Source organism: Streptomyces lonarensis (assembly GCF_012033735.1).
Classification (GTDB): Bacteria; Actinomycetota; Actinomycetes; order Streptomycetales; family Streptomycetaceae; genus Streptomyces; species Streptomyces lonarensis.
This window is the reverse complement of the sequence record NZ_JAAVJD010000009.1, coordinates 13,431-38,816: the sequence shown is the minus strand read 5'-3', so window position 1 is coordinate 38,816 and position 25,386 is coordinate 13,431. Positions and strand designations below refer to the sequence as shown.

20 protein-coding genes are annotated in these 25,386 nt (G+C 71.1%); 5 read left to right on the top strand and 15 right to left on the bottom strand.

What is annotated here, in order from left to right:
* The first annotated feature begins 376 nt into the window (after nucleotides 1-376).
* A complete protein-coding gene (locus tag HCN56_RS02885) occupies nucleotides 377-1,228 on the top strand; it encodes an SAM-dependent methyltransferase (protein WP_245245849.1) in 852 nt (283 codons plus the stop codon).
* 270 nt (nucleotides 1,229-1,498) lie between these two features.
* Here the strand turns inward: HCN56_RS02885 and ffh are convergent, their stop codons facing one another.
* From ffh to HCN56_RS02860, 5 genes are all read right to left on the bottom strand, one after another.
* Nucleotides 1,499-3,064, bottom strand: a complete 1,566-nt coding sequence (gene ffh, locus HCN56_RS02880) for a signal recognition particle protein (protein ID WP_167967845.1) — start codon at nucleotides 3,062-3,064, stop codon at nucleotides 1,499-1,501.
* Nucleotides 3,065-3,351: 287 nt separating this feature from the next.
* Nucleotides 3,352-5,934 carry a [protein-PII] uridylyltransferase gene (locus tag HCN56_RS02875; RefSeq protein ID WP_167967844.1) on the bottom strand — a complete coding sequence of 861 codons (2,583 nt, stop codon included), beginning with the start codon at nucleotides 5,932-5,934 and terminating at the stop codon, nucleotides 3,352-3,354.
* A gap of 49 nt (nucleotides 5,935-5,983) precedes the next feature.
* The gene (locus HCN56_RS02870; RefSeq protein ID WP_167967843.1) at nucleotides 5,984-6,322 is read right to left on the bottom strand and encodes a P-II family nitrogen regulator; all 339 of its coding nucleotides are present in this window, start codon (nucleotides 6,320-6,322) and stop codon (nucleotides 5,984-5,986) included.
* Complete coding sequence (locus HCN56_RS02865; RefSeq protein ID WP_167967842.1) at nucleotides 6,319-7,614, bottom strand: ammonium transporter; 1,296 nt, start codon at nucleotides 7,612-7,614, stop codon at nucleotides 6,319-6,321. Before HCN56_RS02865 ends, HCN56_RS02870 begins: the two co-directional genes overlap by 4 nt.
* Nucleotides 7,615-8,059: 445 nt before the next feature.
* The gene (locus HCN56_RS02860) at nucleotides 8,060-9,580 is read right to left on the bottom strand and encodes an NsdA family TPR-like regulatory protein (protein WP_167967841.1); all 1,521 of its coding nucleotides are present in this window, start codon (nucleotides 9,578-9,580) and stop codon (nucleotides 8,060-8,062) included.
* A 489-nt stretch (nucleotides 9,581-10,069) separates the two neighbouring features.
* Between HCN56_RS02860 and HCN56_RS02855 the strand changes: the two genes are divergently transcribed.
* Entirely contained in the window at nucleotides 10,070-10,816 is a 747-nt protein-coding gene (locus HCN56_RS02855) for a bifunctional DNA primase/polymerase (protein WP_167967840.1), read from the top strand.
* Between the two features lie 98 nt (nucleotides 10,817-10,914).
* Here the strand turns inward: HCN56_RS02855 and ftsY are convergent, their stop codons facing one another.
* From ftsY to HCN56_RS02835, 4 genes are all read right to left on the bottom strand, one after another.
* Entirely contained in the window at nucleotides 10,915-12,138 is a 1,224-nt protein-coding gene (ftsY, locus tag HCN56_RS02850) for a signal recognition particle-docking protein FtsY (RefSeq protein ID WP_167967839.1), read from the bottom strand.
* Nucleotides 12,139-12,437: 299 nt separating this feature from the next.
* On the bottom strand, nucleotides 12,438-16,040 hold the full coding sequence (gene smc / locus HCN56_RS02845) for a chromosome segregation protein SMC (protein WP_167967838.1): 3,603 nt from the start codon (nucleotides 16,038-16,040) through the stop codon (nucleotides 12,438-12,440).
* Nucleotides 16,041-16,273: 233 nt separating this feature from the next.
* The gene (locus HCN56_RS02840) at nucleotides 16,274-16,483 is read right to left on the bottom strand and encodes a hypothetical protein (RefSeq protein WP_167931646.1); all 210 of its coding nucleotides are present in this window, start codon (nucleotides 16,481-16,483) and stop codon (nucleotides 16,274-16,276) included.
* Nucleotides 16,484-16,828: 345 nt separating this feature from the next.
* Complete coding sequence (locus HCN56_RS02835) at nucleotides 16,829-17,110, bottom strand: acylphosphatase (RefSeq protein ID WP_245245855.1); 282 nt, start codon at nucleotides 17,108-17,110, stop codon at nucleotides 16,829-16,831.
* 336 nt (nucleotides 17,111-17,446) lie between these two features.
* On the opposite strand from HCN56_RS02835, the gene HCN56_RS02830 reads away from it, so the two are divergent.
* Entirely contained in the window at nucleotides 17,447-18,346 is a 900-nt protein-coding gene (locus HCN56_RS02830; RefSeq protein WP_167967836.1) for a CAP domain-containing protein, read from the top strand.
* Between the two features lie 20 nt (nucleotides 18,347-18,366).
* On the opposite strand, the gene HCN56_RS02825 is transcribed toward HCN56_RS02830, so the two are convergent.
* Genes HCN56_RS02825 through HCN56_RS02805 form a run of 5 tightly spaced genes read right to left on the bottom strand, consistent with a single transcriptional unit; the run spans nucleotide 18,367 to nucleotide 21,740 of the window.
* On the bottom strand, nucleotides 18,367-19,602 hold the full coding sequence (locus HCN56_RS02825; protein ID WP_167967835.1) for a site-specific integrase: 1,236 nt from the start codon (nucleotides 19,600-19,602) through the stop codon (nucleotides 18,367-18,369).
* Nucleotides 19,602-19,946 carry an HNH endonuclease gene (locus tag HCN56_RS27540; RefSeq protein ID WP_167967834.1) on the bottom strand — a complete coding sequence of 115 codons (345 nt, stop codon included), beginning with the start codon at nucleotides 19,944-19,946 and terminating at the stop codon, nucleotides 19,602-19,604. Before HCN56_RS27540 ends, HCN56_RS02825 begins: the two co-directional genes overlap by 1 nt.
* Nucleotides 19,943-20,140, bottom strand: a complete 198-nt coding sequence (locus HCN56_RS02815; RefSeq protein ID WP_167967833.1) for a helix-turn-helix transcriptional regulator — start codon at nucleotides 20,138-20,140, stop codon at nucleotides 19,943-19,945. The genes HCN56_RS27540 and HCN56_RS02815 overlap by 4 nt, the downstream gene beginning before the upstream one ends.
* A gap of 2 nt (nucleotides 20,141-20,142) precedes the next feature.
* Nucleotides 20,143-21,561, bottom strand: coding sequence for a replication initiator protein RepSA (repSA, locus tag HCN56_RS02810; protein WP_167967832.1), 1,419 nt, complete (start codon nucleotides 21,559-21,561; stop codon nucleotides 20,143-20,145).
* Entirely contained in the window at nucleotides 21,558-21,740 is a 183-nt protein-coding gene (locus HCN56_RS02805; protein WP_167967831.1) for a hypothetical protein, read from the bottom strand. The genes repSA and HCN56_RS02805 overlap by 4 nt, the downstream gene beginning before the upstream one ends.
* 292 nt (nucleotides 21,741-22,032) lie before the next feature.
* Here HCN56_RS02805 and HCN56_RS02800 point away from each other — a divergent pair, with 292 nt between their 5' ends.
* Both HCN56_RS02800 and HCN56_RS02795 read left to right on the top strand, forming a co-directional pair.
* Nucleotides 22,033-22,350 (top strand): putative quinol monooxygenase, encoded by a 318-nt coding sequence (locus HCN56_RS02800; RefSeq protein WP_167967830.1) that lies wholly within the window; start codon nucleotides 22,033-22,035, stop codon nucleotides 22,348-22,350.
* Complete coding sequence (locus HCN56_RS02795; protein ID WP_167967829.1) at nucleotides 22,347-23,585, top strand: helix-turn-helix domain-containing protein; 1,239 nt, start codon at nucleotides 22,347-22,349, stop codon at nucleotides 23,583-23,585. Before HCN56_RS02800 ends, HCN56_RS02795 begins: the two co-directional genes overlap by 4 nt.
* Before the next feature lie 323 nt (nucleotides 23,586-23,908).
* Here HCN56_RS02795 and HCN56_RS02790 read toward each other — a convergent pair whose 3' ends face one another.
* The gene (locus tag HCN56_RS02790) at nucleotides 23,909-25,228 is read right to left on the bottom strand and encodes a PIN domain-containing protein (protein WP_245245847.1); all 1,320 of its coding nucleotides are present in this window, start codon (nucleotides 25,226-25,228) and stop codon (nucleotides 23,909-23,911) included.
* Nucleotides 25,229-25,386 lie beyond the last annotated feature (158 nt).

The window sequence follows — 25,386 nt, the reverse complement described above, 5'->3', positions numbered from 1 at the left end:
CCGAGCCGACGGGCACCGGCACGGCAGCGCCCCGATGACGACGATCTTCCGGACCGGGGACGGAGCACAGGCCACTGCCGGAGATCGGAGCAACAGGCCTCCGCGCCCAGGTCACCGGCGCAGCGGGCTCCTCCCCCGCCGCGGGCCCGGCCAGGAGCCGCAGCTCGGTGGGTGGTCCGCGAGGCTGCCACCCGCCCCACGCCGGCGTCCGCCGCATGGGGCTCTTTTCGGCGGTGCGGCGGGGGTTCGGGAGGACCGGTTACCGGCCCCGGTGGTCTCTGGACGACAGGAGCGGGGCGGAGTTTTCTGTCATACAGGACCAGGGGGACCTTCATCGGCCGACGGCCGCCGCACACCCGTCGATTGGGGCTCGGTCTTGACACACACGCTGACTCATCACGACTCCCGCCACGTCGGTCGACGTGGCACCACCCCGACCGCCCGCGCTCGGGACTGGGCGGAGATCCAGGAGCGGATGTTCGTTCCGCTCTACGACGCGGTCTACCGGGATGTCGGCGTCGGTGCCGGAACCCGGCTGCTGGGGCTGGGGTGCGGCTCCGGCCTGGCGCTGCTCCGCGCGGCGGCGCTGGGAGCGGAGGTCACCGGTACCGACACCGACACCGATCTGTTGGGGATGGCGCGCCAGCGCTTGCTCCCGGCACCGGAGCAGGGGGGCCGCCGCTGGCCCGCGCACCTGGTGCCCGGCATGGTGCCGGAGGAGGGACTCGCGCCGTTCACTCTGGTGACCGCCTTCGGTGGGGCCTCCGACCCGGAGGTGCTCCGTCGCGCGAGCGCGTTGGCCGCTCCGGGGAGCCGGGTGGTCGTGGCGGGGGCGGGCGACCCCGGGTCTTTCGCGGCCACCATCACGGCCCGGCTGACCGGACGCTCCGCCGGGGCCCCACCGGAGCCGGACCCGGCCGGTGCGGTGCCGCCCGCCGGGGAAGTCCGTGGACACGACGCGGTGGCGGCGCGGAGACTACTCACCACCGTTCTCGCGGCGGGGTTGAGGAGTCCGCGCGTGGCGATCGTCGACTGCCCGTTCGGCTACCCGGGCGTGGAAGGAGCGCTGCGGGGCCTGCTGGCCTCGGGGGCGTTCGACACGGCCATCGCCACGGCGGGCGCCGACCAGGTGGTGAAGGAGCTCGTGGAGGCGGTGCGTCCCCACGTGCGCTCGGACGGGGCCGTCTGGCTACCCCACCCCTTGCCGTACATCGTGGCGGAGGTCTGAGGACCGGCCGCACAGGGGCCCGAGAGGCGGACGGCCCGTGCGGGCCGACGCCCCGGGCAGGTCGGGGCGGGGCGCGCACGGGCCCTCTCGCCCCGAGGTAGAGCCCTTGCTCGACGGGGACGAGCTGCTCGGACGGGTCGACCCCGGGGTGCGGCGACTGTACCGACTCAGCGTGGGCGTTCCGTCCGCGCGCCGGAGGACCGCCTGACGCGCACCGCCTGCGGCGGGCCCGGGCTGCGTCCCCGGGCCCGCGTGCATCCCTGTGGCCGCCTACTTCTCCGGCGGCAGCATGTCCCGGAACTCCCTGGGCAGCTCGAAGTCACCGGCGTCCTGCCCCGCGCCGGGGAGACCGAACGAGCCACTGCCGGCCTTGCGCTCGGCGGCGGCCTGCTCGTCGGCCTGGCGCTTCATGGGGTTACCGCTGCGTCGCTTGCCCTTGGCCTTCTTCGGGGGCTGCTTGCCGCGCTTCTTTCCGGCGCCACCCCCCATGCCCGGCATCCCCGGCATGCCCGGCATCCCGGGCATGCCGCCGCCCTGCGCCATCTTGGACATCATCTTGCGCGCCTCGAAGAACCGCTCGACCAGGTTCTTCACGGCGCTCACGTCCACGCCCGAGCCGCGGGCGATCCGGGCACGGCGCGACCCGTTGATGATCTTGGGGTCCTCGCGCTCGGCGGGCGTCATCGACTTGATGATCGCCGCGGTGCGGTCGACATCGCGCTCGTCGAGGTTGTTGATCTGGTCCCGCATCTGCCCCATGCCGGGCATCATCCCGAGGAGCTTCGAGATGGAGCCCATCTTGCGGACCTGTTCCATCTGGGCGAGGAAGTCGTCCAGCGTGAACTGCTTGGGGCCCTTCGACAGCTTCTCGGCGAGCTTCTCCGCCTCCTGCTGGCTGAAGGTCTGCTCGGCCTTCTCGATCAGGCTGAGGACGTCGCCCATCCCGAGGATGCGGGAGGCCATGCGGTCCGGGTGGAAGGCGTCGAAGTCGTCGAGGCCCTCACCGTTGGACGCGAACATGATCTGCCGGCCGGTGATGTGCGCCACCGACAGGGCTGCGCCGCCCCGTGCGTCACCGTCGAGCTTGGAGAGAACCACGCCGTCGAACCCGACGCCGTCGCGGAACGCCTCCGCGGTGGTGACCGCGTCCTGACCGATCATGGCGTCGACGACGAACAGCACCTCGTCGGGGCTGACCGCGTCCCGGATGTCGGCTGCCTGCTGCATCAGCTCGGCGTCGATGCCGAGCCGGCCCGCGGTGTCGACGATCACGACGTCGTACTGCTTGTCCCGGGCGAACGCGACGGAGTCACGGGCGACGGCGACCGGGTCGCCGACACCGTTGCCCGGCTCCGGTGCGAACACCGCGACACCTGCACGCTCGGCGACGACTCCCAGCTGGTTGACCGCGTTCGGGCGCTGCAGGTCGCAGGCGACGAGAAGGGGGCTGTGGCCCTGGGTCCTCAGCCACTTCGCGAGCTTGCCGGCGAGGGTGGTCTTACCGGCTCCCTGGAGGCCGGCGAGCATGATCACGGTCGGCGGGTTCTTGGCGAACCGCAGGCGCCGCGTCTCACCACCGAGGATGCCGACGAGTTCCTCGTTGACGATCTTGATGACCTGCTGGGCCGGGTTGAGAGCCTTGGAGACCTCAGAGCCGGCAGCCCGCTCCTTGACCTGCTTGATGAAGGCGCGCACCACCGGCAGCGCGACGTCCGCCTCCAGCAGAGCGATGCGGATCTCACGGGCCGTGGCCTCGATGTCGGCCTCGGACAGGCGGCCCCGGCCTCGGAGATTCTTGAACGTCGCACTGAGACGATCGGAAAGAGTGTCGAACACGGCGTCGCGGGTCCTCGAAGTCGGGGGCTTGGCTCTGACGCGACCAAGGGTATCCGCCCGCGCCGTGGGGCGGTCACGAGCCGGAGCGCCCCGGGCGGTCCACGACACGGGGCGGCTCCCCTCCCCACGGGCCTGGTGGCGGGTGGGGAGCGAGCGGGCCGACGCCCCGTGCGCGCGCATGGGGCGGCAGGACTGTGCCGGGGCACGCTGCCGGGACTCGCTCTGCGCCGAGGAAGGCCGTGCCCCACGGGCGGCGGCGCAGCGCGGTCGAGGCGGGCGACGGGTGATCAGTCCCGCAGCGCGTCTTCCACCGCGGTCACCACGGCGGCACTCCTCTCCGCCGTGAGCGGCAGCCCGGCGCTGTCGGTCAGGTAGAAGGAGTCGACGGCGTCGGCTCCGAGGGTCGCGACGTGCGCGCTGCGCACCCGCACCTCCCGACCCTCCAGTGCGTGGCCGATCCGGTGGAGGAGCCCGGGTGCGTCGGGTGCCCGTACCTCCAGCACCGTGGCTCGGCTCGAGTCGCTCCGGGCGGCGATCCCGACGCGCGGGGCGGGCGGCAGCGGGTACCGGCGGCGCCTGGGGCGTGCCGCGGCGTCACGTTCTGCCAGGCGGCCCGCGACGTCCAGCGAGCCCTCCAGCACCCGGACGAGGTCGGCCCGGAGCCTGTCCTCGTCGGGCAGGGCGCCGTACACGGCAGCCACCCGCCATCGCATCACCAGCACCGGGCCCGCGGAGCCCGGGGTCACTGTCCGGAGCGTGGCGGACCGCACGGTCAGGCGGTGCAGCACGAGGAGGCCCGCAACGGCCGGCAGGACCCCGGGGCGCTCGGGAAGCGCCACGGTCAAAGCAACTCCGACGGGCTCGGGGTCCTCCCCCGCACGCGGGCCGGTCACAGGCGGCGCGGCCGCCGGCTCCTCGTGTCGCGGAACGCCCCCCGGACGGGGGCCCGTGCCCGGCTCGGGGTCACCGAGAACGAGGATGGGGCCTTCGCCCCGGAGCGCCTCCCGGGCCAGACCCTCGGCGCCGTCGGTCGCCTCGTCGTGCGCTTTCGCCGCCGGCGGCGGGGCCCCCGTCGTCTCTCCGGCCAGCGCCGCGCGGGTGCGGCCGACGAGGTCCGCCACGAGGGACGCGCGCCAACGGGACCAGGCAGCCGGGCCGGTGGCGAGCGCGTCGGCCGTGGTCAAGGCATGCAGAAGGTCCAAGGTGCCGACCGTGCCGACGGCTTCGGCCACCCCCCGGACCGTCGCCGGGTCGTCGAGGTCCCGGCGGGTGGCAGTCTCGACGAGCAGCAGATGGTGGCGGACGAGGGCGGCGATGACCGCGGTGTCCTCCGTCCCGAAGCCGATGCGCAGCGCCGTGTCCCGGGCGATGGTCTCGCCGACCACGCTGTGGTCCCCCGGCCAGCCCTTGCCGATGTCGTGCAGCAGCGATGCGACGAGGAGCAGGTCGGGGCGGTGCACGGTGCGGGCGAGAGCCGCCGCCTGCACGGCGGTCTCGATGAGGTGGCGGTCCACCGTCCAGCGGTGGACCGGGTTGCGCTGCGGCCGGCAGTGCACGCGTTCCCAGTCGGGCAGCAGACGGGTGACCAGCCCGACCGCGGTCATGGCCTCCCAGACGGGCAGGCAGCCGGGCCCCGTGCCGAGGAGCGTGACGAACTCCTCGCGCGCCTCGGCGGGCCAGGGCACGGGCAGCGGCGCGGCGGTCTCCGCAAGGCGGCGGAGCGCCGGCAGCGCGATCGGCAGTCCGTTGCGAGCGGCGGCGGCCGCTGCCCGCAGCAGGAGCACCGGATCGCGTTCGGGGCGCGCCGTCCGCGCCAGCGCGGCCTCTCCCTCGTGCTCGACGACCCCGTCGGCGAGCGGTCTGCGGTCGGTGAGGGGGGCGTTGCCGCGACCGCCCCGTGCGGGGCGGAGGTGCCGGGCGGAGTCGGCATTTCGGTGGTTGCCCGGTGCCGCCGCTTCGCCTCGCGGGCGGAGCACCCGTGCGACCTCACGCCAGGTGACGTCCCACGCGTAGGAGATGACGCGGGACGCCTCGTAGACGCGGCGCAGCAAGGCGTCGGGGTCCAGCAGGCCGAGCGCGTCGGCGACCTGCGGCTGGTCCTCCTGGGCGAGGCGGTCGGTGGACCGGCCGGTGGTGAGGTGCAGGGCGTCGCGCACGTCGAGCAGGGCCGCCTGCGCCTCCGCCAGGCCCGCACGGGGGGCGTCGGCGACCCACGAGGCGGCGACGGCACGCAACGCGGTGACGTCCCGCAGGCCGCCCCGTGCCTCCTTCAGGTCGGGCTCGAGGAGGTGGGGCAGTTCACCGTAGCGGCGGGTGCGTTCGGCAGCCAGTTGCTGCAGTTCCGGGAGGCGGGCGGGGGCCTCCGAGCGCCAGTCGGCGAGTTGCGCCGTGCGGAGCCGTTCGGTGAGCCGCGCGTCGCCTGCGACATGTCGTGCGTCCAGGAGCCCCATGCGGACCTTGAGGTCGTCGCGTGCCGTCTCGCGGGTCGTGGTGATGTCCCGAACGGAGTGGTCCAGGGCGATCCCGAGGTCCCAGACGGGGTACCAGAGCCGGTCGGCGAGGGTTGCGAGGCCGGCGGAGGGCGTGCCCTCGTGCAGGAGCAGCAGGTCGAGGTCGCTGCGGGGCGAGAGTTCTCCGCGCCCGTACCCTCCGACGGCGACCAGCGCGGTGACGGCACCGTCGGCACGGGGGGCGGCCGCGGCGTGCAGGTCGGCGAGCCAGGCGTCGGTGAGCCGGGCCAGCTCGGCGCGGCGCGGCGCCCCGGCCTGCTCTCCCCGGGTGAGGAGGAGCAGGCGGGACGCCGCGTAGTTCCCGCTGGGCCCCGCGTCGGGCGCCGGGACAGCCGTTGTTCCGGTGGTCTCGGGCGTCATCTGCGGTTCCCTTCTCGGTGCGCCCACCGCGGTCGCGGCGGGGAGGGTGTCAGAGTGCGTCCGGTCCGCGGTCGCCGGTGCGGACGCGGACAGCGGTCTCCACGGGCACGCTCCACACCTTCCCGTCGCCGATCTTCCCGGTGCGGGCCGACTTGACGATGACCTCGATCAGCTGCTCGGAGTCCTCGTCCTCGACGAGGACCTCCAGGCGGGCCTTGGGGACGAGGTCGACGGTGTACTCGGCACCGCGGTAGACCTCGGTGTGGCCCCGCTGGCGGCCGTAGCCGCTGGCCTCCGTGACGGTCATGCCGTGGACGCCGAACGCCTGGAGTGCTGCCTTCACCTCGTCGAGGCGGTGGGGCTTGATGACGGCGGTGATGAGCCTCATGCGTCGACCTTCTTGTCGTCGGCGGGGGCGGGGGCGGGGGCTGCGGCGGGCGCGGCGGACCCGTGGCCGGTGCCGCCGCCGACCTGGCTGAAGTCGTAGCCGGATTCGGCGTGGTAGGCCTGGTCGAGGCCGCCTGCCTCCGCCTCCTCGTCGGCGCGGAAGCCCATGGTGTGCTTGAGGAGGAGGGCGAGGAGCAGGGAGACGACGAAGGAGTAGGCGAGGACGGCCGCCGCGGCGCCGGCCTGGAGCGCGAACTGGGCGATACCGGCGGCCCCGTCGATGGCGAGGAAGCCGACCATCAGGGTGCCGATGATGCCGCCGACGAGGTGGACGCCCACGACATCGAGCGAGTCGTCGAAGCCGAGCTTGAACTTCAGGCCCACGGCCCAGGCGCAGACGGCGCCGGCAGCGAGTCCGATGGCCATCGCGCCCATGGGGTTGACGTTGGCTCCGGAGGGCGTGATGGCGACGAGCCCGCCGATGGCGCCGGACGCCGCGCCCAGCGTGGTGTAGGCGCCGTAGCGGATGCGCTCGTAGATCAGCCAGCCGAGGACCGCGGTACCGGTCGCGACCATGGTGTTGAGCGCCATCAGGGCTGCGGTGCCGTTGGCGGCCCCTTCGGAACCGGCGTTGAAGCCGAACCAGCCGAACCAGAGCAGGGAGGCGCCGAGCAGCACCATGGGCAGGTTGTGCGGCCGCATCGAGGAGTCCTTCTTGAACCCGACGCGCTTGCCGATGACGAGGACGACCGCGAGAGCGGCGATGCCGGCGTTGATGTGAACGGCGGTGCCGCCGGCGAAGTCGATGACCTCACGCCCGTCGAGCTCGAGGTTGGCGATCCAGCCGCCGTCTCCCCAGACCCAGTGGGCCACGGGGAAGTACACCAGGGTGACCCACAGCGTCACGAAGACGGCCCAGGCGCTGAACTTCACGCGCTCGGCGAGGGCGCCCGCGATCAGGGCGGGGGTCAGCACGGCGAACATCAGCTGGAAGACGGCGAAGGTCAGGATGTCGGCCGATCCCTCCAGGCCGAGGATGTCCTTGAAGCCGAGGAAGTCGAAGTTGCCGATGATCCCCCCGCCCTCGCCGTTGAAGCTGTCACCGAAGGCGATGCTGAAGCCGTACAGCACCCACAGCACGCTGGAGATGCCCATGGCGATGAAGACCATCATCAGCATGTTGAGGGCGCTCTTGACGCGGATCATGCCGCCGTAGAAGAGGGCCAGGCCGGGAGTCATGAGCATGACCATGGCGGCACAGATCAGAATGAAGCCGATATCTGCTGCTGACAAGGTGAACGTCCCCTCGTGTAACGACCCGTGCGGGAGTAGCGGGGTGGGTCAGGATGCGCACCAGGCTCGCGGAGGGCAGTTTCCGGTGAAGGCAGGCGGTGTTTCCGCCCCGTGACGATGACCTCCGGGGTGTTACACCGTGATGAATCGGACATGAAGCGTGGCCCGGCCGTGACGGTGTCGTGATCCGGGACGGCCCGCGACCACCAGGGCGCGGCGTACCGGCCTCTCGGCGCCCCGCCCGCGAGGCGGAGGGCCCCGCCGGCCACGGCCGACGGGGCGGCTCGGAGTGGTCAGGGGCGGCCGGTGGGGGGCGGCATCGGTTCTTCCCGTGCGTCGGCACTGCCGCACGGGGCGCGCCCCGTGCGGCAGTGCCGACGGTCCGCGGGCGACGGCAGGGGAACTTCTCCTCGGATGCGGGACGGACCCGGGCCACGGCGAAAGCTCAGCCGGCGCGGTGCTCCTCTTGGTCGCCTGCTCGCCCGTACCGCAACCGCTCCGCGAGATCGCGTACAGCGGGGACACCGCCGTAGTCCCGGACCATGGTGGCGGCCGTGGTGTGGAGCCGGGTGGTCACCCGCTCCGATCGCAGGTTCTCGGCGACGTCCGCGGCGTCGTGTGCGCGGGCCGCGCCCTCCTCCGGCTCCCTGTCGAGCAGGTGCACCGTGGCCAGCCCGATCAGATTGAGTGCATACGAACGCTGGTGCCCGGTGCCCGGTTCACCGCATTCCGCCCCGAAGAGCTCGACGGCTCTGCGCATGGGCGGCTTGGCGAGCGCGGTGTACATCCCGCAGCGCGCCGGGTTGTACGCCAGGTCGCGGTAGGAGTGGGCACTCTCGGCGGCGAGCTGGGCCTCGGTGAAGAACGACGCCCAGTCCGGGTCCCCGTCGTGCGGTGAGACCTCCTCGAAGGTCTCCTCGGCGATACGGACAGCCCGACGGACCTTCGCGGGCGCACCGACCGCGGCGTAGGCGCGCGCCTCGAGCGCGTGCAGCATCGACTGGACGCGCGGCGTGGCGGTGTCGCGGCTGCCGTACTGCGCGAGGTGCACCAGTTCCAGGGCGTCCTCGCCGCGCCCCAGGTGAATCATCTGGCGCGTCATCCGGGACAGGACGTAGGCGCCCAGCGGTCGGTCCTCCGCCTCTTTCGAGGCGTGCAGCGCCAGGACGAAGTACTTCTGCGCCGTCGGCTGGAGGCCGATGTCGTAGCTCATCCAACCGGCGAGTTCGGCCAGTTCGGCGGTGACCCGGAAGAGGCGTCGCCGGACCGGTTCCGGCTGGTGCTCCTGCAGCAGGTCGGTGATCTCGTGCAGCTGCCCCACGACGGCCTTGCGTCGCAGCCCGCCACCGCAGGCGGCGTCCCAGAGGCGGAACATCGTGGTCGAGGACTCGAGAAGCTCCAGCTCGGGCTCGGAGATTCCGGCGCCACCGCGCCGACCGGTCGCGGCTCCCACCGGTGCGCCCGCGGGCCGGGGCCCCGGGGCGGTCTCGACGCCGGGCTGGGCCGGGATGAGCCACCGCTGCATGGGTTCGATGAGTGCCGGGCCCGCCGACATGCTGAGCGAGGTGCCGAGGAAGCCCCGCCGGCCCAGCATCAGGTCGCCCCGGGTGAACTCGTTGATCGACTGCACCGTCTGGGGCCCCGCCCAGGGAAGGTCGATGCCCGTCGTCGCCGCGGTGTGGGGGGCCGACCGGAGCCCGAGGTCCTCCACTGTGACGACGCAGCTGAACCGCTCGGAGAAGAGGTCGGACAAGATGCGCGGTATCGGCTCGCGCGGCTGCTCGCCGTCGAGCCACCGTCGCACGCGCGAGGTGTCCGTACTGATGTGGTGCGCACCGAGGTGCCGGGCCCGACGGTTCACCTGGCGGGCCATCTCACCCTTGGACCAACCGCTGCGCTGGAACCAGGACGTGAGTCGTTCGTTGGGGCGCTTGGCCGCGTCGGCGTCGATCTCGCGTCGGCTCACCGTTCGGCCCCCGTCTCCTGGTCCGCCCGCGCCGGCGGTCCGTGCAATTGCTGTCGCTTCCGCCCCGCCGTCCCACTCGCGTCACGCGTCGGCGCCACCCGGCCCGGGCGCACGTCGGCACCGACGGACAGGGCACGCCCCGGCGCGCCCGTCGCATCAGGCCGATCACCCTGCACGGGCGCACGACTGACGCCCCGCCCGAACGGCTGCCGGCCCGGCTTGTTGACAACGAGTCTAGATGACGATGTGTCTACGAACACACCGAACGTAATGCTGTGGACACCGCTTGCGGGGGCGGTGCTGTGCAATCGCCACCATTCGCCACCCCTCTCGAGCACGTTATCGACAACGCGGCGAGTTGTACTGGGCACAGACGGTTCGACCTGACGCGAACGAAGCAGTCCCGGGGGCGCACGTACTCCGGCGCACGCCCGGCGCATCTCGCACGCTCCGGCGTAACCAACCACGCACCCACCCGTTGGAGGTGGCATGGGTTTCACCATCGGCGGCACGCGCGACAACCACGCGATACGACGGGCGCCACGACACGTCCGTCTGGGCGCCCTCACCCCGGAAGTGACCGCCGTGGCGGAGTACACGGGCCTGTGGGGGTGGGACGTCCTCGCGGGGACCCGCGCGCTCCCCCCGGAGAGCGGTCATCCCAGATGCTCGTGCGGGCGGACCTGCGACACCCCCGGCGCACACCCGTCCCGAGGAGGGCCCGTACTCGCGGCCGGCACCACCCTCACCGAGGTCGCCCGGAGCTGGCCTGCGCCGGAGGCGGGCCGCTCCGTGCTGCTCGCGACGGGCACCCGCTTCGATGCGGTGGAGGCGCCGGCAGCTGCGGCCGAGTACGCCGTACTGCGCATGGAGCGCATGGGGCTGCGGCTCGGCCCGGTGGCCCTGCGCCCCGACGGGCGGGCCTGGTTCGTCATGGCCCCCGGGACCGCCCGCCTCGCGACGGCCGCACGAGCAGCCGGCGCGCTGCGCGGCGTGGGGCGGGGCGGCCACGTCGTCGCACCACCGTCCCGGCTCCCGGGGCTCGGCCCGGTGCGGTGGCTGCGCGCTCCTGACCCCGAGAACGCTGCCGCCTTTCCCGACCCTCGCGTGCTGTTGCGAACACTCGAGGCCGCAGCCGCACGGGGCGGCGCGCCGGGACGTGCGGCAGCGGCCGTCGCCCCTCAGCTCCCGTGCGACCGGAACGCGCGGCACACCGACGGCGCGCGATCCGCGTGACCCGAAGGCTCGGAACGCGGCGCGGGGCCCCGCAGCGCCACCGCGCGGGGCGCCGGCATCGGTCGGTGGTCCGCCGGCCGGGTTGAGCCTGCCGGGAGCTACTGGTCGATCAGGGCATCCACGAACGCCTCGGCCTCGAAGGGGGCCAGGTCGTCCGGCCCCTCCCCCAGGCCGACGAGCTTGACGGGGACCCCGAGCTCTCGCTGGACGGCGATCACGATGCCGCCCTTGGCGGTTCCGTCGAGCTTGGTCAGGACCACGCCGGTGACGTCGACGACCTCGGCGAAGACCCGCGCCTGCACCAAACCGTTCTGTCCGGTCGTGGCGTCCAGCACCAGCAGAACCTCGCCGACCGGGGCCTGCTTCTCCACCACCCGCTTGACCTTGCCCAGCTCGTCCATGAGGCCCGTCTTGGTGTGCAGCCGGCCGGCGGTGTCCACCAGCACGACGTCGGCCGCCTCCTGGATCCCCTCCTTCACCGCCTGGAACGCCACCGATGCCGGGTCGCCGCCCTCGGGGCCCCGAACGGTGCGTGCGCCCACCCGGCTGCCCCAGGTCTCCAGCTGGTCCGCCGCGGCGGCCCGGAAGGTGTCCGCGGCTCCGAGCACCACGGACCGGCCGTCGGCGACGAGCACCCGGGCGAGCTTGCCGGTCGTGGTGGTCTTGCCCGTGCCGTTGACACCGACGACCAGCGCGATGGCGGGGAGCTCGTCGCCGGTCGCGGAGACACCACCGGCCGTGTTGACCGCGCGGTCGGCCTCCGTCGTCACCAGTTCCAGCAGTTCCTCACGCAGCAGGGCACGCAGGTCCTCCGGCGTGCGCGTGCCGAGAACCCGGACGCGCTCGCGAAGCCGCTCCACGAGCTCCTGGGTCGGGCCCACACCGACGTCGGCACGGAGCAGCGTGTCCTCGATCTCCTCCCAGGTCTCCTCGTCGAGGTTCTCTCGCGACAGGAGAGTGAGCAGCCCCTTGCCCAGCGAGCTCTGGGACCGAGCAAGGCGCGCCCGCAGCCGCACGAGGCGGCCCTCGGTGGGCGCCGGTGTCTCGACGGCGGGCGCCTCGGGCTCCGCCACGGGGGCGGGCTCGACGACGGGGGGTTCCGCTGACGCCCCGGGGGCGTGGGGCGGTGCGGTCGCCGTGTCGGTGGGCGCGGCGGACTCCTGGTCCCGCGGGCCCGCCGTGGGCCCTGCGGTGGCGCCGGGTCGCGTCGCGGTTCCCTCGTCCGGTGGGCCTGCCTTCCGGCGCCGGCCGGTGATGACGAGGCCGCTGACCGTGCCGAGCACGACCACGGCGATGACCACGGCGAGGATGAGGATTTCCATCGGTTCCCTAGCGTTCGCCCCGGTGCTGGGGGGAGATGACGTTTGCTGACTGGCTCCTCAGTATCACGGACCGCTCCGCGACCGGGGCTCCGGTACGGCCACCCGGCGCGTGGTCCGGCTCGCCCGGCCGGACGGGGCCGGGGGCGGTCCGCCCCGTGCCTGCCCCGGGCGGCGCCACGGGGCTCCCGGCACGGGGCAGGCACGGGGCAGGCACGGGGCGGGGCGGCGCGGCGAACAGCGGACGGTGCCGACTCGTGGGACGGCACCGCTGCGCGTGAGGGCCGCGGCTGCGCCCGCCGTCACCCGAGGCGCTGGCTGATGACTTTGGACACCCCGTCGCCCTGCATGGAGACCCCGTAGAGGGCGTCGGCCACCTCCATGGTGCGCTTCTGGTGCGTGATCACGATCAGCTGGGAGCTCTCACGCAGCTCCGTCATGATGCGGATGAGCCGCTGGAGGTTGGTGTCGTCCAGCGCGGCCTCGACCTCGTCCATCACGTAGAAGGGGCTGGGTCGCGCCTTGAAGATCGAGACCAGGAGTGCGACAGCGGTCAGCGACCGTTCACCCCCCGACAGCAAGGAGAGCCGCTTCACCCGCTTGCCGGGCGGCCGCGCCTCGACATCGACCCCCGTGGTGAGCATGTTCTCCGGGTCGGTGAGGACGAGTCGGCCCTCGCCGCCGGGAAACAGCCGAGCGAACACTCCTTCGAACTGGCGCGCGGTGTCGTGATAAGCGGCGGTGAACACCTGCTCGACCCGTTCGTCCACCTCCTTCACCACCTGCAGAAGGTCGGCGCGTGTCTTCCTGAGGTCCTCCAGCTGCTCGCCCAGGAACTGATGGCGTTCCTCCAGCGCGGCGAACTCCTCGAGGGCGAGGGGATTGACCTTGCCCAGTTGCTTGTACGCCCGCTCGGCCGCCCTGAGCCGGCGCTCCTGCTCGGCGCGGTCGTAGGGAACGGGCGCACGGCCACCGGAGGGTTCCGCCTCCCCGTCCGGGAGGGGCGAAGGGAGCACCGGCTGGTCGGGGCCGTACTCCGCGACGAGCGCGTCGGGATCGACGCCGAGCTCCTCCATCGCGCGGGACTCCAACTGCTCGATCCGCAGCCGCTTCTCGGCTCCCAGCACCTCGCCCCGGTGGACGGAGTCGGTCAGCCGGTCCAGTTCCTCCTTCAGCCCGCGTGCCGCCTGCCGCTCGGCCTCCACTGCCGCGGCGCGCTCCGTGCGCGCCCCGTCGGCGGCGTCCCGCTCGGCGGCGGACCGGTCCAGCGACGCCTCGACATGCGCGAGCAGCGTCCGCGCTCCGGCCGCCACCGCCGATCCGATGTGCGCCTCGTGGTGCAGGCGTTCGCGCCGCCGCGCCGCCCTCCCCCGGGCCTCGCGTTCGGCGACGGCAGCGCGAGCGAGGCCGTCCGCACGCCCCGTGAGGCCCCTGACGCGCTCCTCGTGCGTGCGGACCGCGAGCCGGGCCTCCATCTCGGCCTGCCGCGCGCGGGAACCCTCGGCCTCGAGGCGGTCGCGCACCAGCCGGTCAGGCTCGTCGTCATCACCGTTCTCCTCGGCCGCCGCGAGTTGCTCCATCAGCTCCGCCGCCTCGACAGCCGCCCGCTCCGCGGCGTCGTGCGACCGGGCCACCGCGCGGTCGGCGCGTTCCGCCTCCTCCGCCAGGGCCCGTGACTCTCCCGCGAGTCGCCCGAGCTCCTGGGCGAGGGCCGAACGCTGTCGGTCGGCCGCCCGCCGTCCTGCGCCCAGTTGCTCGACGCGGTCGGCTGCCTCCGCCCTGATCCGCTCTGCGGCGGCCAGTGCCGCGACGGCCGTCTCCCCCTCGGCCGCGATCCGCGCGAGTTCCTCGGCCGCCTCGTCGACGGCGGCCTGGAGCTCCAGACGGCTCGGATTTCCTGACGAGCCGCCACTCGCCAGGTGCCGGGAGACCACATCGCCCTCGGTGGTGACCGCGATCGCGCCGGGCGCCCGGTGGAGGAGCCGCTCCGCCTCTTCCAGCCCGGCTACCACGACCACGTCACGCAACAGGTGCCGCACGGCGGGCATCAAATCCGCCGGGCCCGTCACGAGCTCCGCTGCGCGGACGGCTCCGTCGGGCGTCCCCCGCCCCGCGGTGCCTTCCCCGTCGGCCGGGACGGCCTCCGCCCCGTCGGCCGGGGGGCGGCCCCGTTCCGGCGGTCCGGCCGCCCCCGCGAGCAGCAGAACCACGCGGCCCGCGTCGTTCTTGCGAAGCAGACGGAGCGCCTCGACCGCGGTCGGCGGCCCCGCCACCGCCACGGCGTCCGCCGCAGCCCCGAGAGCAGCCGCCACCGGCACCTCGTAGCCGGGGGCCACCGTCAGGAGGTCGGCGCTCGTTCCCAGGACTCCGGTGAGCGCGCCGGCCGCGTCCAGGATCGCCCCGCTGCCGTCCTTCCGTCGCAGCCCGAGACCAAGCGCGTCACGTCGGGCGACGACGGCGGCCCGGCGGCTACCGACCTCGGATCTGGCGTCCCGTGCGGCAGCGAGCCGGTCCTCCGCCGCGGCCAGGTCGGCCCGCGCGGCGTCGTGGCGCGAGGCGAACTCGGTCTCCTCCGCCTCCTGACCGTCGGACCGGCTGCGGAGCGCGGCGTGCCGCTGCTCCGCCTCGCCCGCCCGCTGCGCGGCTCCGTCCCGCTCGGTCGTCAGCCGTTCGATCTCGGAGCGGGCCGCGTCGGCACGGTGGGCGGCGGCAGCCGCGCGCCCCTGCAACCGCGCGAGGTGCTCCCGCCGGTCGGAGCGGGCGCGGTCCAGGTCCCTCAGGCGCCGCTCCTCGGTCGCGAGCTGCGCCTCCAGGTCGGCGCGGGTCTCGCCGGCCGACTCCAGCGCGGAGGATGCCGCTTCCAGGGCCGCCCGCAGCTCGGCCTCCTGCTCGCGGAGGCGCGTCGCCTCCCGTTCGAGCTCTTCGGGGTCCCGACCGGGGCGTTCCTCAGGGGGATGCGAGGTCGCGGCGGCGACCCGCGCGTCGGCCAGGGAGACGGTGCCGCGCACGCGCTCGGCCAACTGCGAGAGTTCCTGCCACGCCTCCTGCGCCCGCCGCAACCGGGGAGTGAGCGTGCGCACCTCCTGTTCCAGGGCCGCCTCCCGCCTCGCGGACACGCGCAGCCGCTCCTCCGCCTCACTCTTGCGGGCGCGTAGCTGCACGTCGTCGTCGGTGTCCTCCTGCAGGCTGCTCCGCTGGGTGACCAGATCGTCGGCAAGCAGCCGCAACCGGGCGTCTCGGAGGTCGGCCTGGACGACGGCGGCACGTCGGGCGGCGGCGGCCTGCCTGCCCAGGGGTTTGAGTTGGCGACGGAGTTCGTCGGTCAGATCCTGGACGCGCGCGAGGTTGGCCTGCATCGCGTCGAGCTTTCGCAGCGCCTTCTCCTTGCGCTTGCGGTGCTTCAGGACCCCGGCCGCTTCCTCGATGAAAGCGCGCCGCCCCGCGGGGTCGGCGTGGAGGACGGAGTCGAGCTGCCCCTGGCCGACGATGACGTGCATCTCACGGCCGATACCGGAGTCGGAGAGAAGTTCCTGGATGTCCAGGAGGCGGCAGGTGTTGCCGTTGATCCGGTACTCGCTCCCGCCGTTGCGGAACATGGTCCGGGTGATGGTGACTTCGGCGTAGTCGATGGGAAGGGCACCGTCGGAGTTGTCGATGGTGAGGGACACCTCGGCGCGACCGAGAGGCGATCTTCCGGTGGTGCCGGCGAAGATCACGTCCTCCATCTTTCCGCCGCGGAGCGATTTGGCGCCCTGTTCGCCCATCACCCAGGAAAGGGCGTCCACGACGTTCGACTTTCCGGACCCGTTGGGCCCGACGACGCAGGTGATGCCGGGTTCGAATCGCAGCGTGGTGGCCGAGGCGAAGGACTTGAATCCCCTCAGCGTGAGACTCTTGAGGTGCACGGGGTCGGACTTTACCGGGCACCGTCCACCGAATTGCCGTTTCGACGCTCTGCGAGCGGGGCACACCCCTCAGTGAGCCCGGCAACCAGTCGGCGCCGAACACCCGTTCCATCAGACCGGAATCTCGTGCGGGCGCGGTGCGGCACCGGAAGAAGGGCAGAAAAGAAGGGACGCCGAAGCGTCCCTTGCACGTCCGCAGGCCACGGGTCAATCCGCTGTCGGCCTTCCGCGGATCAGGTCAACGCGGGCTCCGCGCTGTGCACGTCGATGGAATCGAGCACCGCGTCCGAGTGCCGAGTCACGGCAGCCGCCAGCGCGTCGTTCTCGGCCTGGACCCGGATCAACTGGGTCTCGAGGTCCTGAACACGCTGCTGCAGCCGCCGCATTTCGGCGAGTACTCGGGGGTCGGGTCCGCCGACGTAACCGAGAAGCGCCTTTGCCATGATGGATGGTCCTCCACAATGAGTGACCGACCAGAGGTCGTCGTGGGCCGGAAAGGTCGCACCACGCGCTGCTGCCTTGTGAGCTACGGCGGGCCAGACAGCCACGGTGCGCAGGAGTTTTCAGAGTCTCACCAAAAGGCATGCCGGTCAACACGATCACGCCGCGCGACCCGCCGTGATCAGCACGAAAGCGGGGCGTCGGCGGTCTTCCGCGACAGCGGGCCGTTCTCGGGCCCGCGCGGTCCATGCGGTGAGTGGATCTTTCGTCGAGGGGCAGCCTCGCACGTCGGAGCGGCTGCGGCAACCCCTACTCACGGCGCGGGCGGAAGCCGGTTCTTCTCCCCGTCAGCGGATGTCGAACTCCGCGTAACCGCCCCGCGGTGTGTCCCATATCTCGGTGACTCCTGTGACGCGGCCGGGTGTGTCGCCGGAGCGAAGCCACGCCAGGAGTAGTTCGCACTGCTCTCGGCTGCCCTCGGCGACGACCTGGACCCGGCCGTCGTCGAGGTTGAGCGCAAAGCCCCGCACCTCCCCCAGCGCCAGGGCGCGCGCACGGGTGAACCAGCGGAAGCCGACGCCCTGCACCCGGCCCCGCACCCACACCGTCACACGCGCAGGCGACCGCAGCGCGATGTCCGCCTGCGCACGCCCGGCCAGCAGTGCCGCGCGGTCACCGAAGCGGCCGCTCCGGACGAACCCCGACATCTCCTTACCCTCCCTGCCGCTGCGTCGTTCCTGTGGCGGTCACCGCGGGTCGTTCCTGTGGCGGTCACCGCGGCGTCCCGGCACGGCCGGGGGCACGGCGCTTGCCGTGTGACACACGCTATCCCCGGGTTTCGGCCGGGAGGCATCGCGGCGACTGCGGCATGCCGTACAGTCCCACACCATCATCACCCTTTCGAGTGAGTCGCATCGTGAGTCAGTGGTGAACGAGTTGTCGAGTGACGAAGGACGGTACGTCTGATGGGACGCCACGGCCGTTCCACGCCGGTACGGCGCGCGGTACACCGCAAGCAGGGCCCGGCACGGGCCGGACTGCTCAGCGCCTCGGCAGCACTGACGATCGGCGCGATGGCCATCGGTACCGGGGTGCTGCCCTCCCCCGGTGACACGGACGACCAGCGGGACGTCGCCGCCCACGAGGGCGACCGGAACCTCGACGCCGCTTCGGCCGCCCCGGACCGCGACCGCGACGACGCCGCGAGCCGCGCCGCCGAGCGCGACAAGGAGCCGGAGGCGTCCGAGTCCCCCGCGGAGGGGCCGGACGAGGTCGAGGAGGAAGAGGAGACCGACCGCGAGGAGGCCTCCGAGTCCGCCGACCCCGAGCCGGATCCCGAGCCCGAGGCCGTCGACGAGACCCCGGAGACCGTCGTCGAATCGGAGCCGGCCTCGCCTGCACCCTCCCCCGACCGACCGGCCCCGCCGTCGTCTCCCCCGAGCAGCAGCCCCGCCACACCGTCCTCGCCGCCGCAGAGTGACGACCCCGCGCAGCAGGCCGCCGCACGGGTCCTGGGTCTCGTCAACGAGGAGCGGGCCCGGGCCGGCTGCCGGCCGCTGACCCACGACGGCAGCCTCGCGGTCCTGGCGCAGGACTTCAGCCGCGACATGGCCGAGCGGGACTTCTTCGACCACACCGACCCCGACGGCCGGAGTCCCTGGGACCGGGCGGACCGCGCCGGGATATCGAATCTGGGCGGCGAGAACATCGCCCGGGGACAGCAGAGCGCGGAGTCGGTGATGGAGTCCTGGATGAACAGCGAGGGCCACCGCGCCAACATACTGAACTGCGATTTCAAGACGCTCGGCGTAGGCGTCCACATCGGCCCGGGCGGGCCGTGGTGGACCCAGAACTTCGGCTACTAAGATAACCGCAGGTCAGCGGCCTACCCATCCCCAAGGGCCGTCTCTGGGCCGTCCGTCGTGTTCGACTCCGCCCAGACCGAATCGACGGCAGTTCGAGTCCGCGCCTCGCTCGACGGCATCAGATGGGTGTACGTCCGGAGCGTGAAACCCGGGTCGTGGTGCCCGAGGTACTCACTCAGAGCCTTGATGCTCTCCCCTGCATCCAGCAGCACCGACGCGTAGAAGTGCCGGAGCGCGTGCATCCCGTTCCCTCGGCCCGTCTCGACGCCGGCATCTCGTAGCGCGGGCCGCCAATGGCGATCGTTGAAACGGTTCCGGTTCAACGGCAAGCCCTCAGGGCTGCGGAAGATCAGCATCGCCGTGCGGGGCGGACCGTCCGGCGTGGCCCAGGGCAGCGTCACCTCGGCAGCGGGGAATCGCGCCAGGCGATCGACCAGAGCGCGGCCGATCAGAGCGGGCAGAGGCGCCTTCCGCTCCTTGCCCCCCTTGGGCGGGGCGAACACAGGACGGTTCCGAAGAAGCTTCACCTGTCGGGTCACGTGAACCGTGCCCTTGTCCAGATCAAGGTCTTCGACCGCAAGCCCGAACACCTCTCCTTGCCGCAGCCCACAACCGGCCGCTACATCGACCATCGCTCGGTACGGGGCAGGCAACGCGGCCCGTACCCGCCAGACACGCTCAGCGCTCCAGGGCTTGACCTGTGTCGGCACGAGCCGCGGGGGCTTCACCGAGCGAGCCCGGCAGGGGTTGTCCCGGATGATGCGATCTTCCACCGCTGCGCTGAACACGGTGGCGACGTGCGCGAAGATCCCCCGGCGGTAGGAGGCGCCCAGTCCTGCCTTCTCCAGTTCTGTCAGCCAGTGCCGAAGGTGGCTCGGAGTGAACGAGTTCATGGGCCGCGCGCCGAGGTGAGGTATCGCGTGCAGCCGAAGCCGCATCTCTGCGCTCTCACGGGTGGCGGGGTCGGTGTGCTGCGTGGCCAGCCAATCGTTCGCGTACTGCGCGAACGTCACCCGGCCCGCGTCGGGAGCGATGTAGTCGCCTCTCGACATGTCCGCCTCGATGCCACTCAGCCACTGTTCGGCGCGGCGCTTCTGTCGATCGGGGAAGCTCTTGGACTTCTCGGTTCCGTCAGGCCCGACGTAGCGGGCCCGGTAGCGCTGGCCGGTGCCGTGACGATCGGTCTTGACCCGGCGGACGGTGCCGTCCGACTGCTTCTCTTCCTTGAACCAGCGGTCCTGAACATGTCCGGCCATCAGGCGGCCACCTCGAATTCGGCCGGCAGGGCAGCTTCACTAAGCCGGGCCAGGAGGAGCCAGAGGGCAGGTGCTATGCGCCCGGGAGCGAGCTGCGCCGCGATGAGCAGCGGGAAGGAGTCGGCTTTGGCGTCGTTGCAAGGGCGGCAGGCCAGCACGAGGAACTGTGTCTCCCAGGTGCGGTAGACCGACAGCGGTACGACGTGGTCCAAGGTCGCAGCAGCAAGGTTCGGCAACGGTCGATGGCAGTAGGCGCAGGCCCAGCCGTAGCGGCGCGCCAAGACCCGCTTGCGCTGCTGGCGGCGGCGAGCGCAGAAGGCTCGCCGGTATGCGCGATTGGTCATGGCCGTGCCTCCTGTGTCCGGGCGTCGATCCAGGCGGACACGTCATCGGGGTGGTAGCGCAGGTGGCGACCAGCCCGGAAGCCAGGCGGGCCTATTCGCTTGCGGCGCCACTGGTAGACGGTCTCCAGCGGTACCGCCAGCAGTGCGGCAAGCTCAACAGGGGTCAGGAAACGCGGAGGAAGATGCCGGGCCATGGTCACCACTCCCCCGCTTCGCCGGGTCGGTCGAGGTCGTTGAGTGCTTCGCGGGCGGTGTGGCGGTTGGTGCGGATGCCGTCGGCGATGGTGGCGGCGAGCCAGGATTCGCCGGGGGTGTGGCCGTGCCCGGCGTAGGTCCAGTGCGCCAGGGTGAGCGTCGAGCCCTCATCGGGGTCGGGGAGCCCCGCGGCGCGGCGTTCCTGGGTGGCGCGGTAGTCGGCTCTGGTCTGGCGGAGGGCGCCGAGGGTGGTGGAGTAGGCGCGGGATTTGGTGGAGAAGTGGCCGCGGAAGCCGAGCATGTGGGCCCAGCGGGCGAGTTTGCGGCCGGGGTGGTGGGTGTCGAGGTCGAGGCAGGTTTCGATCAGGCGCCGGGTGTGGGTGGGGAGGTCGGGGAGTCGGTCGAGTTCGGAGCGCTCTCCGATGCGCCGGTCGGCTGTGCCTGTGGACTCGGCGGCTTTGGTGGCGTACTTGGCGACGTAGGCGGCGACGGCGGCGTCGTCGACCGCGCCGGGAAGGTGGGCGCCGATGGGTCGGACGTCCACTTGTCGGCCCCAGTGCAGGGTTCGGGGCCGGTGGTGGCGGGTGGGGTCGAGGGTGAGGGAGACGTGCCCGGCGGCGCCGCGGATCGCTGCGTCGAGGAGTGCGGTGTTGGCCCAGTGCGGGGGTGGGGTGTCGGGGCCTTCGGGTCCGTCGAGTCGGATGATGGCGTGGAAGTGGACCGCTCCGCGTTTCTGGAACTCGGCGACCTTCCCGAAGGAGACCCGGGCTGTGTCGCGCAGTGCCTGTTGGGTGATGCCGGCGCGGGCGGCGATCTCGCGGCGCAGTTGGATGGTGAAGCGGCGCCACAGGTCCCCGGCGTAGTTGTTGAACAGCACCGCCCCGGCGTAGTCGTAGGTGTCGGGGTCCTGGGGTGTGCCCAGATGTGGGGAGTTCTCGGGGTGGTGGGTGCCGCAGCGGCAGGGCCCGGTGTCGGGGCGGTTGTGGACGGGGCCGAAGGACGGTGCGGTGAGGGTGGCGAACACCTTGGGGTGGGCGCGGACGGTGGGGGTGATGTTCTTGCGTTCGTCACCGGAGATCCCGGCGCGGATCAGGTGGAAGGTGTCCCCGGCGTAGGTCCAGGCGCAGGAGGGGCAGCGAGAGGCGCGGCGGTTTCCGCAGGCGACGCGGAGACGCCCGCCGGGTTCGGTGTCGGTGGAGTACGAGGCCAGCACCGCGCCGGTCACCGCATCCCGGGTCACGGTGGTTCCGGTCAGGTGGATGGGGTCCGAGCATCCCCCGGTTCGGCGGACCTGCTCCCGCCACCGCTCGAACCCCGGCTCGTTGGCCACGCGCAGGAGGTCGGCGAGGGTGATCGGGTCGGTGCCCAGGGCGGACGCGGTGTCGGCGACAGCGGATGGAGCTACGGGGAAGTGGGTCATGCCCGGCCCCGCTGGCAGGAGCAGGGGCCGACGCCCTCGAAGTAGTTCTCCTGCTCGGCGCTGAGCACCCACAGGCCCCAGACCTCACCCGACCCGGAGCACTTCGGGCACGGCTCCGCGCAGATGCACGGCACCACCGCACCGACCGTCCCCGAGACCGAGCCGTCCCGGTCGATCACCTCACCCGAACCCGAACAGTCCGAACACACGTCACCAGCGACGGACGGGGTGGGCACGTGCGCAACGCTCAACGTTCCAGGCATGATGGAAGCTCCCTTGAGAGAGGGATGGAAGCGGCGCGCAGACTTGGCGGTAGGTGCGCCGCTTCCACATGTCGGGGCTACCGGAGGATCGAGCACGACCAGCAGCACACCTCGAAGCTACTCGCAGTTTTTCTGCTAGTCAATGTTTTCTTGCGAGTAGAGATGCTTCAGCGAGTCTGGGACCCTAGGTGTGACCCTAGGAGGAACTATGAGCTTGGGCTTCGGGCTGTACGTTCGATTCACCCTTCGAGACGACCGTGCGGCAGCAGGGTTCGATGCGCTGGTTGCCGCCACGGCACCGAAGATCGCAAGTGAAGAGCCGGGAACTCTCACCTACCTGGTTCACACCGTGGAGGGCGAGCCCCTCGTTCGGGTCTTCTACGAGCTGTACGCAGATCGCGCAGCGTTTGAGGCCCACGAGGAGCAGCCCCACGTCAAGCACTTCCTTGCCGAGCGGGGCCAGTACCTGACAGATGTGCAGGTGTCCTTCCTCGACGCGACCACAGGGAAGTTGGCCGGCGCGTGACAACCCCTGAAGACCGGCGGGCGTTCGGACGTACGGTCGCCAGCCTGCGCAAGGACCGGGGGCTCACCCAGGAGGAACTCGCAGCCAAGGTGGGCCGAACAGCTAGCTGGGTCTCTCAGGTCGAGCGCGGTGCGCAACCGGTGAACCGGCTCCCAGTGATTCGGATGCTCGCGGACAGCCTCGGCGTTGCGACACACGATCTACGTCCTGATGCGCCAGCCGATGAGTCACCAGCTCCAGTCCCCGCGGAACGGTCCAACGACCTGGACCAGGCACGCCTGCTGCTCTCCGGGCATCCGATCCCTGACCTCTTGCTTCGACATCCTGGGCTCAGCGCCGAGAGCACACAGCAGCTTCGCCAGGAAGTGGACCGGGTCTGGGACCACGCCCATAACAGCAGGTACATCGAACTGGGTGAGGGACTGGCCGACCTCCTTCCCAAGCTCGAAAGGGCAGCACGGACAAGCGCCGAGCCGCACCGATCTACCGCTTGGTCTCTGCTCAGCCAGACCTACCAAGTACTGGCAGCGGCGTTCGTGCGCCAAGACCAGCCCGACGCGGCATGGGTAGCGGCCGACCGGGCCATCTCCTCCGCAGAGCGGTCCGGCGAGCCACATCACGTCTTCGCCAGCGTCTTCCGGCTGGTGCAAGCATTCGTGCGCTTGAAGCACCTTGACCAGGCCGAGCACGCCGCTACGACTGCCATCCGAGCACTGGTGCAAGCACAGGAAGAGGTGGAGCCAGCACCGGAAGAGCTGTCTCTGCTTGGCTCGCTGTACCTTTCGCTGGCGCTCGTACACGCCCGAGGCGGAGCGCGACACGACGCCCGAGAGGCGATCACTCAGGCGCGCCAGGTTGCCGCCCGCTTGGACGGTGACCGGAACGATTTCAACCTGGAGTTCGGGCCGACCAACGTCGAGGTGCAAGCGGTGTCTATCGCTGTCGAACTCGGTGATGCGGGCGAGGCCATCGACAACGGCGAGCGTATCGACGCCGAGGCTCTGTCGGCCGAGCGTCAGGGCAGGCTGTCCATGGACCTGGGCCGCGCGTACGCTCAGCGGCGCCAAGTCGGAGAAGCGCTTGCAGCGATGCTCGCAGCCGAGGAAGCCACACCAGACCTCATTCACACGCACGTCGCAGCCCGCAACGCCATCCGTGAACTGGTCCTCATCTCAGGCTCCAAGGCCAGCCCGGACTTGCTTCAGCTTGCCGAGCGCTCTGACGCGATGCCCTGAGCTGTTACAGGTTTCCCTACTCCATCAAGGCTCGCTCCGCTCGCTGCGCGGCCCGGCTCCCCCGGGCCGCCGCTCCTGTCTCCGCCCCGCTCCGGCCCGGTCCGCCGGCCGCGCGGGTGCGGCGGCGCGGTGGTGGGGAACGTGGGTGGCTGGGGCGGTCGGCTCCAGGGCTTTAGGCAGCCACCATGGGGCGAGCCTCGAAGATCATGGCCCAAGATCGGGCTATTGCGGGCAGGTCCAAGGACTGCCCGATTCGCGGACCAGCTTAAAGGGCCATGATCACTCGCCCCATGGCAGCTCCCGCCCAAAGCCCCTCCACCGACCTAGCGATAGTGGAGCAGCGGGTCCGGGCCCGATGTCATGAAAAACACGGCGGCTCTCGACTCCTCGCTCGGCTCAAACCGCCTCGGTTCGTTGGAGCTCGCCACGCTTACCGAGCTGGGCCCTATGATTACCCGAACGTCGATCGCGAAGGCAATAGCCTCTCGCCCAGCGCCCCACCGATTCACAGAATCGATGGCACTACCCAAGGCGATCACGGTCGCCGTGACCGAGTGAATTAGACTTCCGCTTGATTCTTCCGATGGGCGAATAGAGTACGAAATCTCATCACTGCAAGCAATTACTTCAATATCTTCCACCGATAGGGACACTTTTGGGGTCCAGTAGAATGCCACCCCATCGTCCGTGATCCCTACTGCTGCAGCATGAACAAAAGATTGATCGTAGGAGTTGTCGATGTACCGAAGGATTTCCTGGATGCAGCTCGCGTCCTGAAGACGCGCCAGTAGCTGCTCGGCGGTCAGCCTGCACTCTTCCCTCGTGCTCACCTTGGCCAGGGCGTGCTCGAGCTTCTCTACGTACTCAACCCTACCGCCCGCGGCTTCCACCTCGGAGGCGAGTTCAGGGTGCAGGCCGCCACCAATTCCAAAGTCTTTTGAGTTCTTGCTCGCGAAGTAGATAACGCTGCTCGGATTGTCGCGGGCAGCCTCAAGGACTGTCAGCCAGATTGCTGCATCCCTGCTGCCAGTGGCTGACTTTCCAGAGCTGCGAGCGGGGCGCCTTCTATCAGCTTCCCTGCGGAGCGCCTCGACTGCCGCATGACGAGTCAAGGGTATGATGTCGAGCGAGTCCCTGTAGAGATACTCCCATTTTTCCGTATGGGATTCCGAACCCGCAACCGCCGGCCAATGCGCCATCCCATCTTCAGGACTGAACTGAAGGGCATAGAGGGCACTAAATGCCTTGGTTGCATTATCGAAGACAGATTCGTATTCTCTTCGCCGCCGAGAGAGCAGCTCCATGAGGCACATTTCAGGGATCGCCACTCGAATCGTACTTGTTGCGTTAATTGCCCGAAGTATCTCCCATAGCGGACTACTCCTCGGCAGCGTCGCGAGAACGTTTGTGTCCAGAATCAAGATCGACTCTGGGGCGGATACGTGATGGTTCGAGGTTGTCACGCGTACATGTTCGCATCGCGAGCCCTGTTTACTCACCGGTTTGTTGAGGCCTGCTCGGAGCCGTTGCTGACCTGAGGCCAGCGGATGACGCCGACGAAGACACACCGGGGCACGTGAGGTGGCCAGCTCAGGGTGGAAGGCGTCTGTTACTCCTTGCACGGGGCGATGGAGTCTCGACATGGGCCGCCCCTGGGCCGTGCGAGGGCAGCCGAAAGGGACCAACGTTGACAACCGGTGGCCACGAAGCGGCTGGTCATAACGTTGGTCGCCTCTAGAACCGCAGGTCAGCGAGGCCTCGCGTCACTTCTTCGGCTACTGATCACCGCACGGGGCGCCCG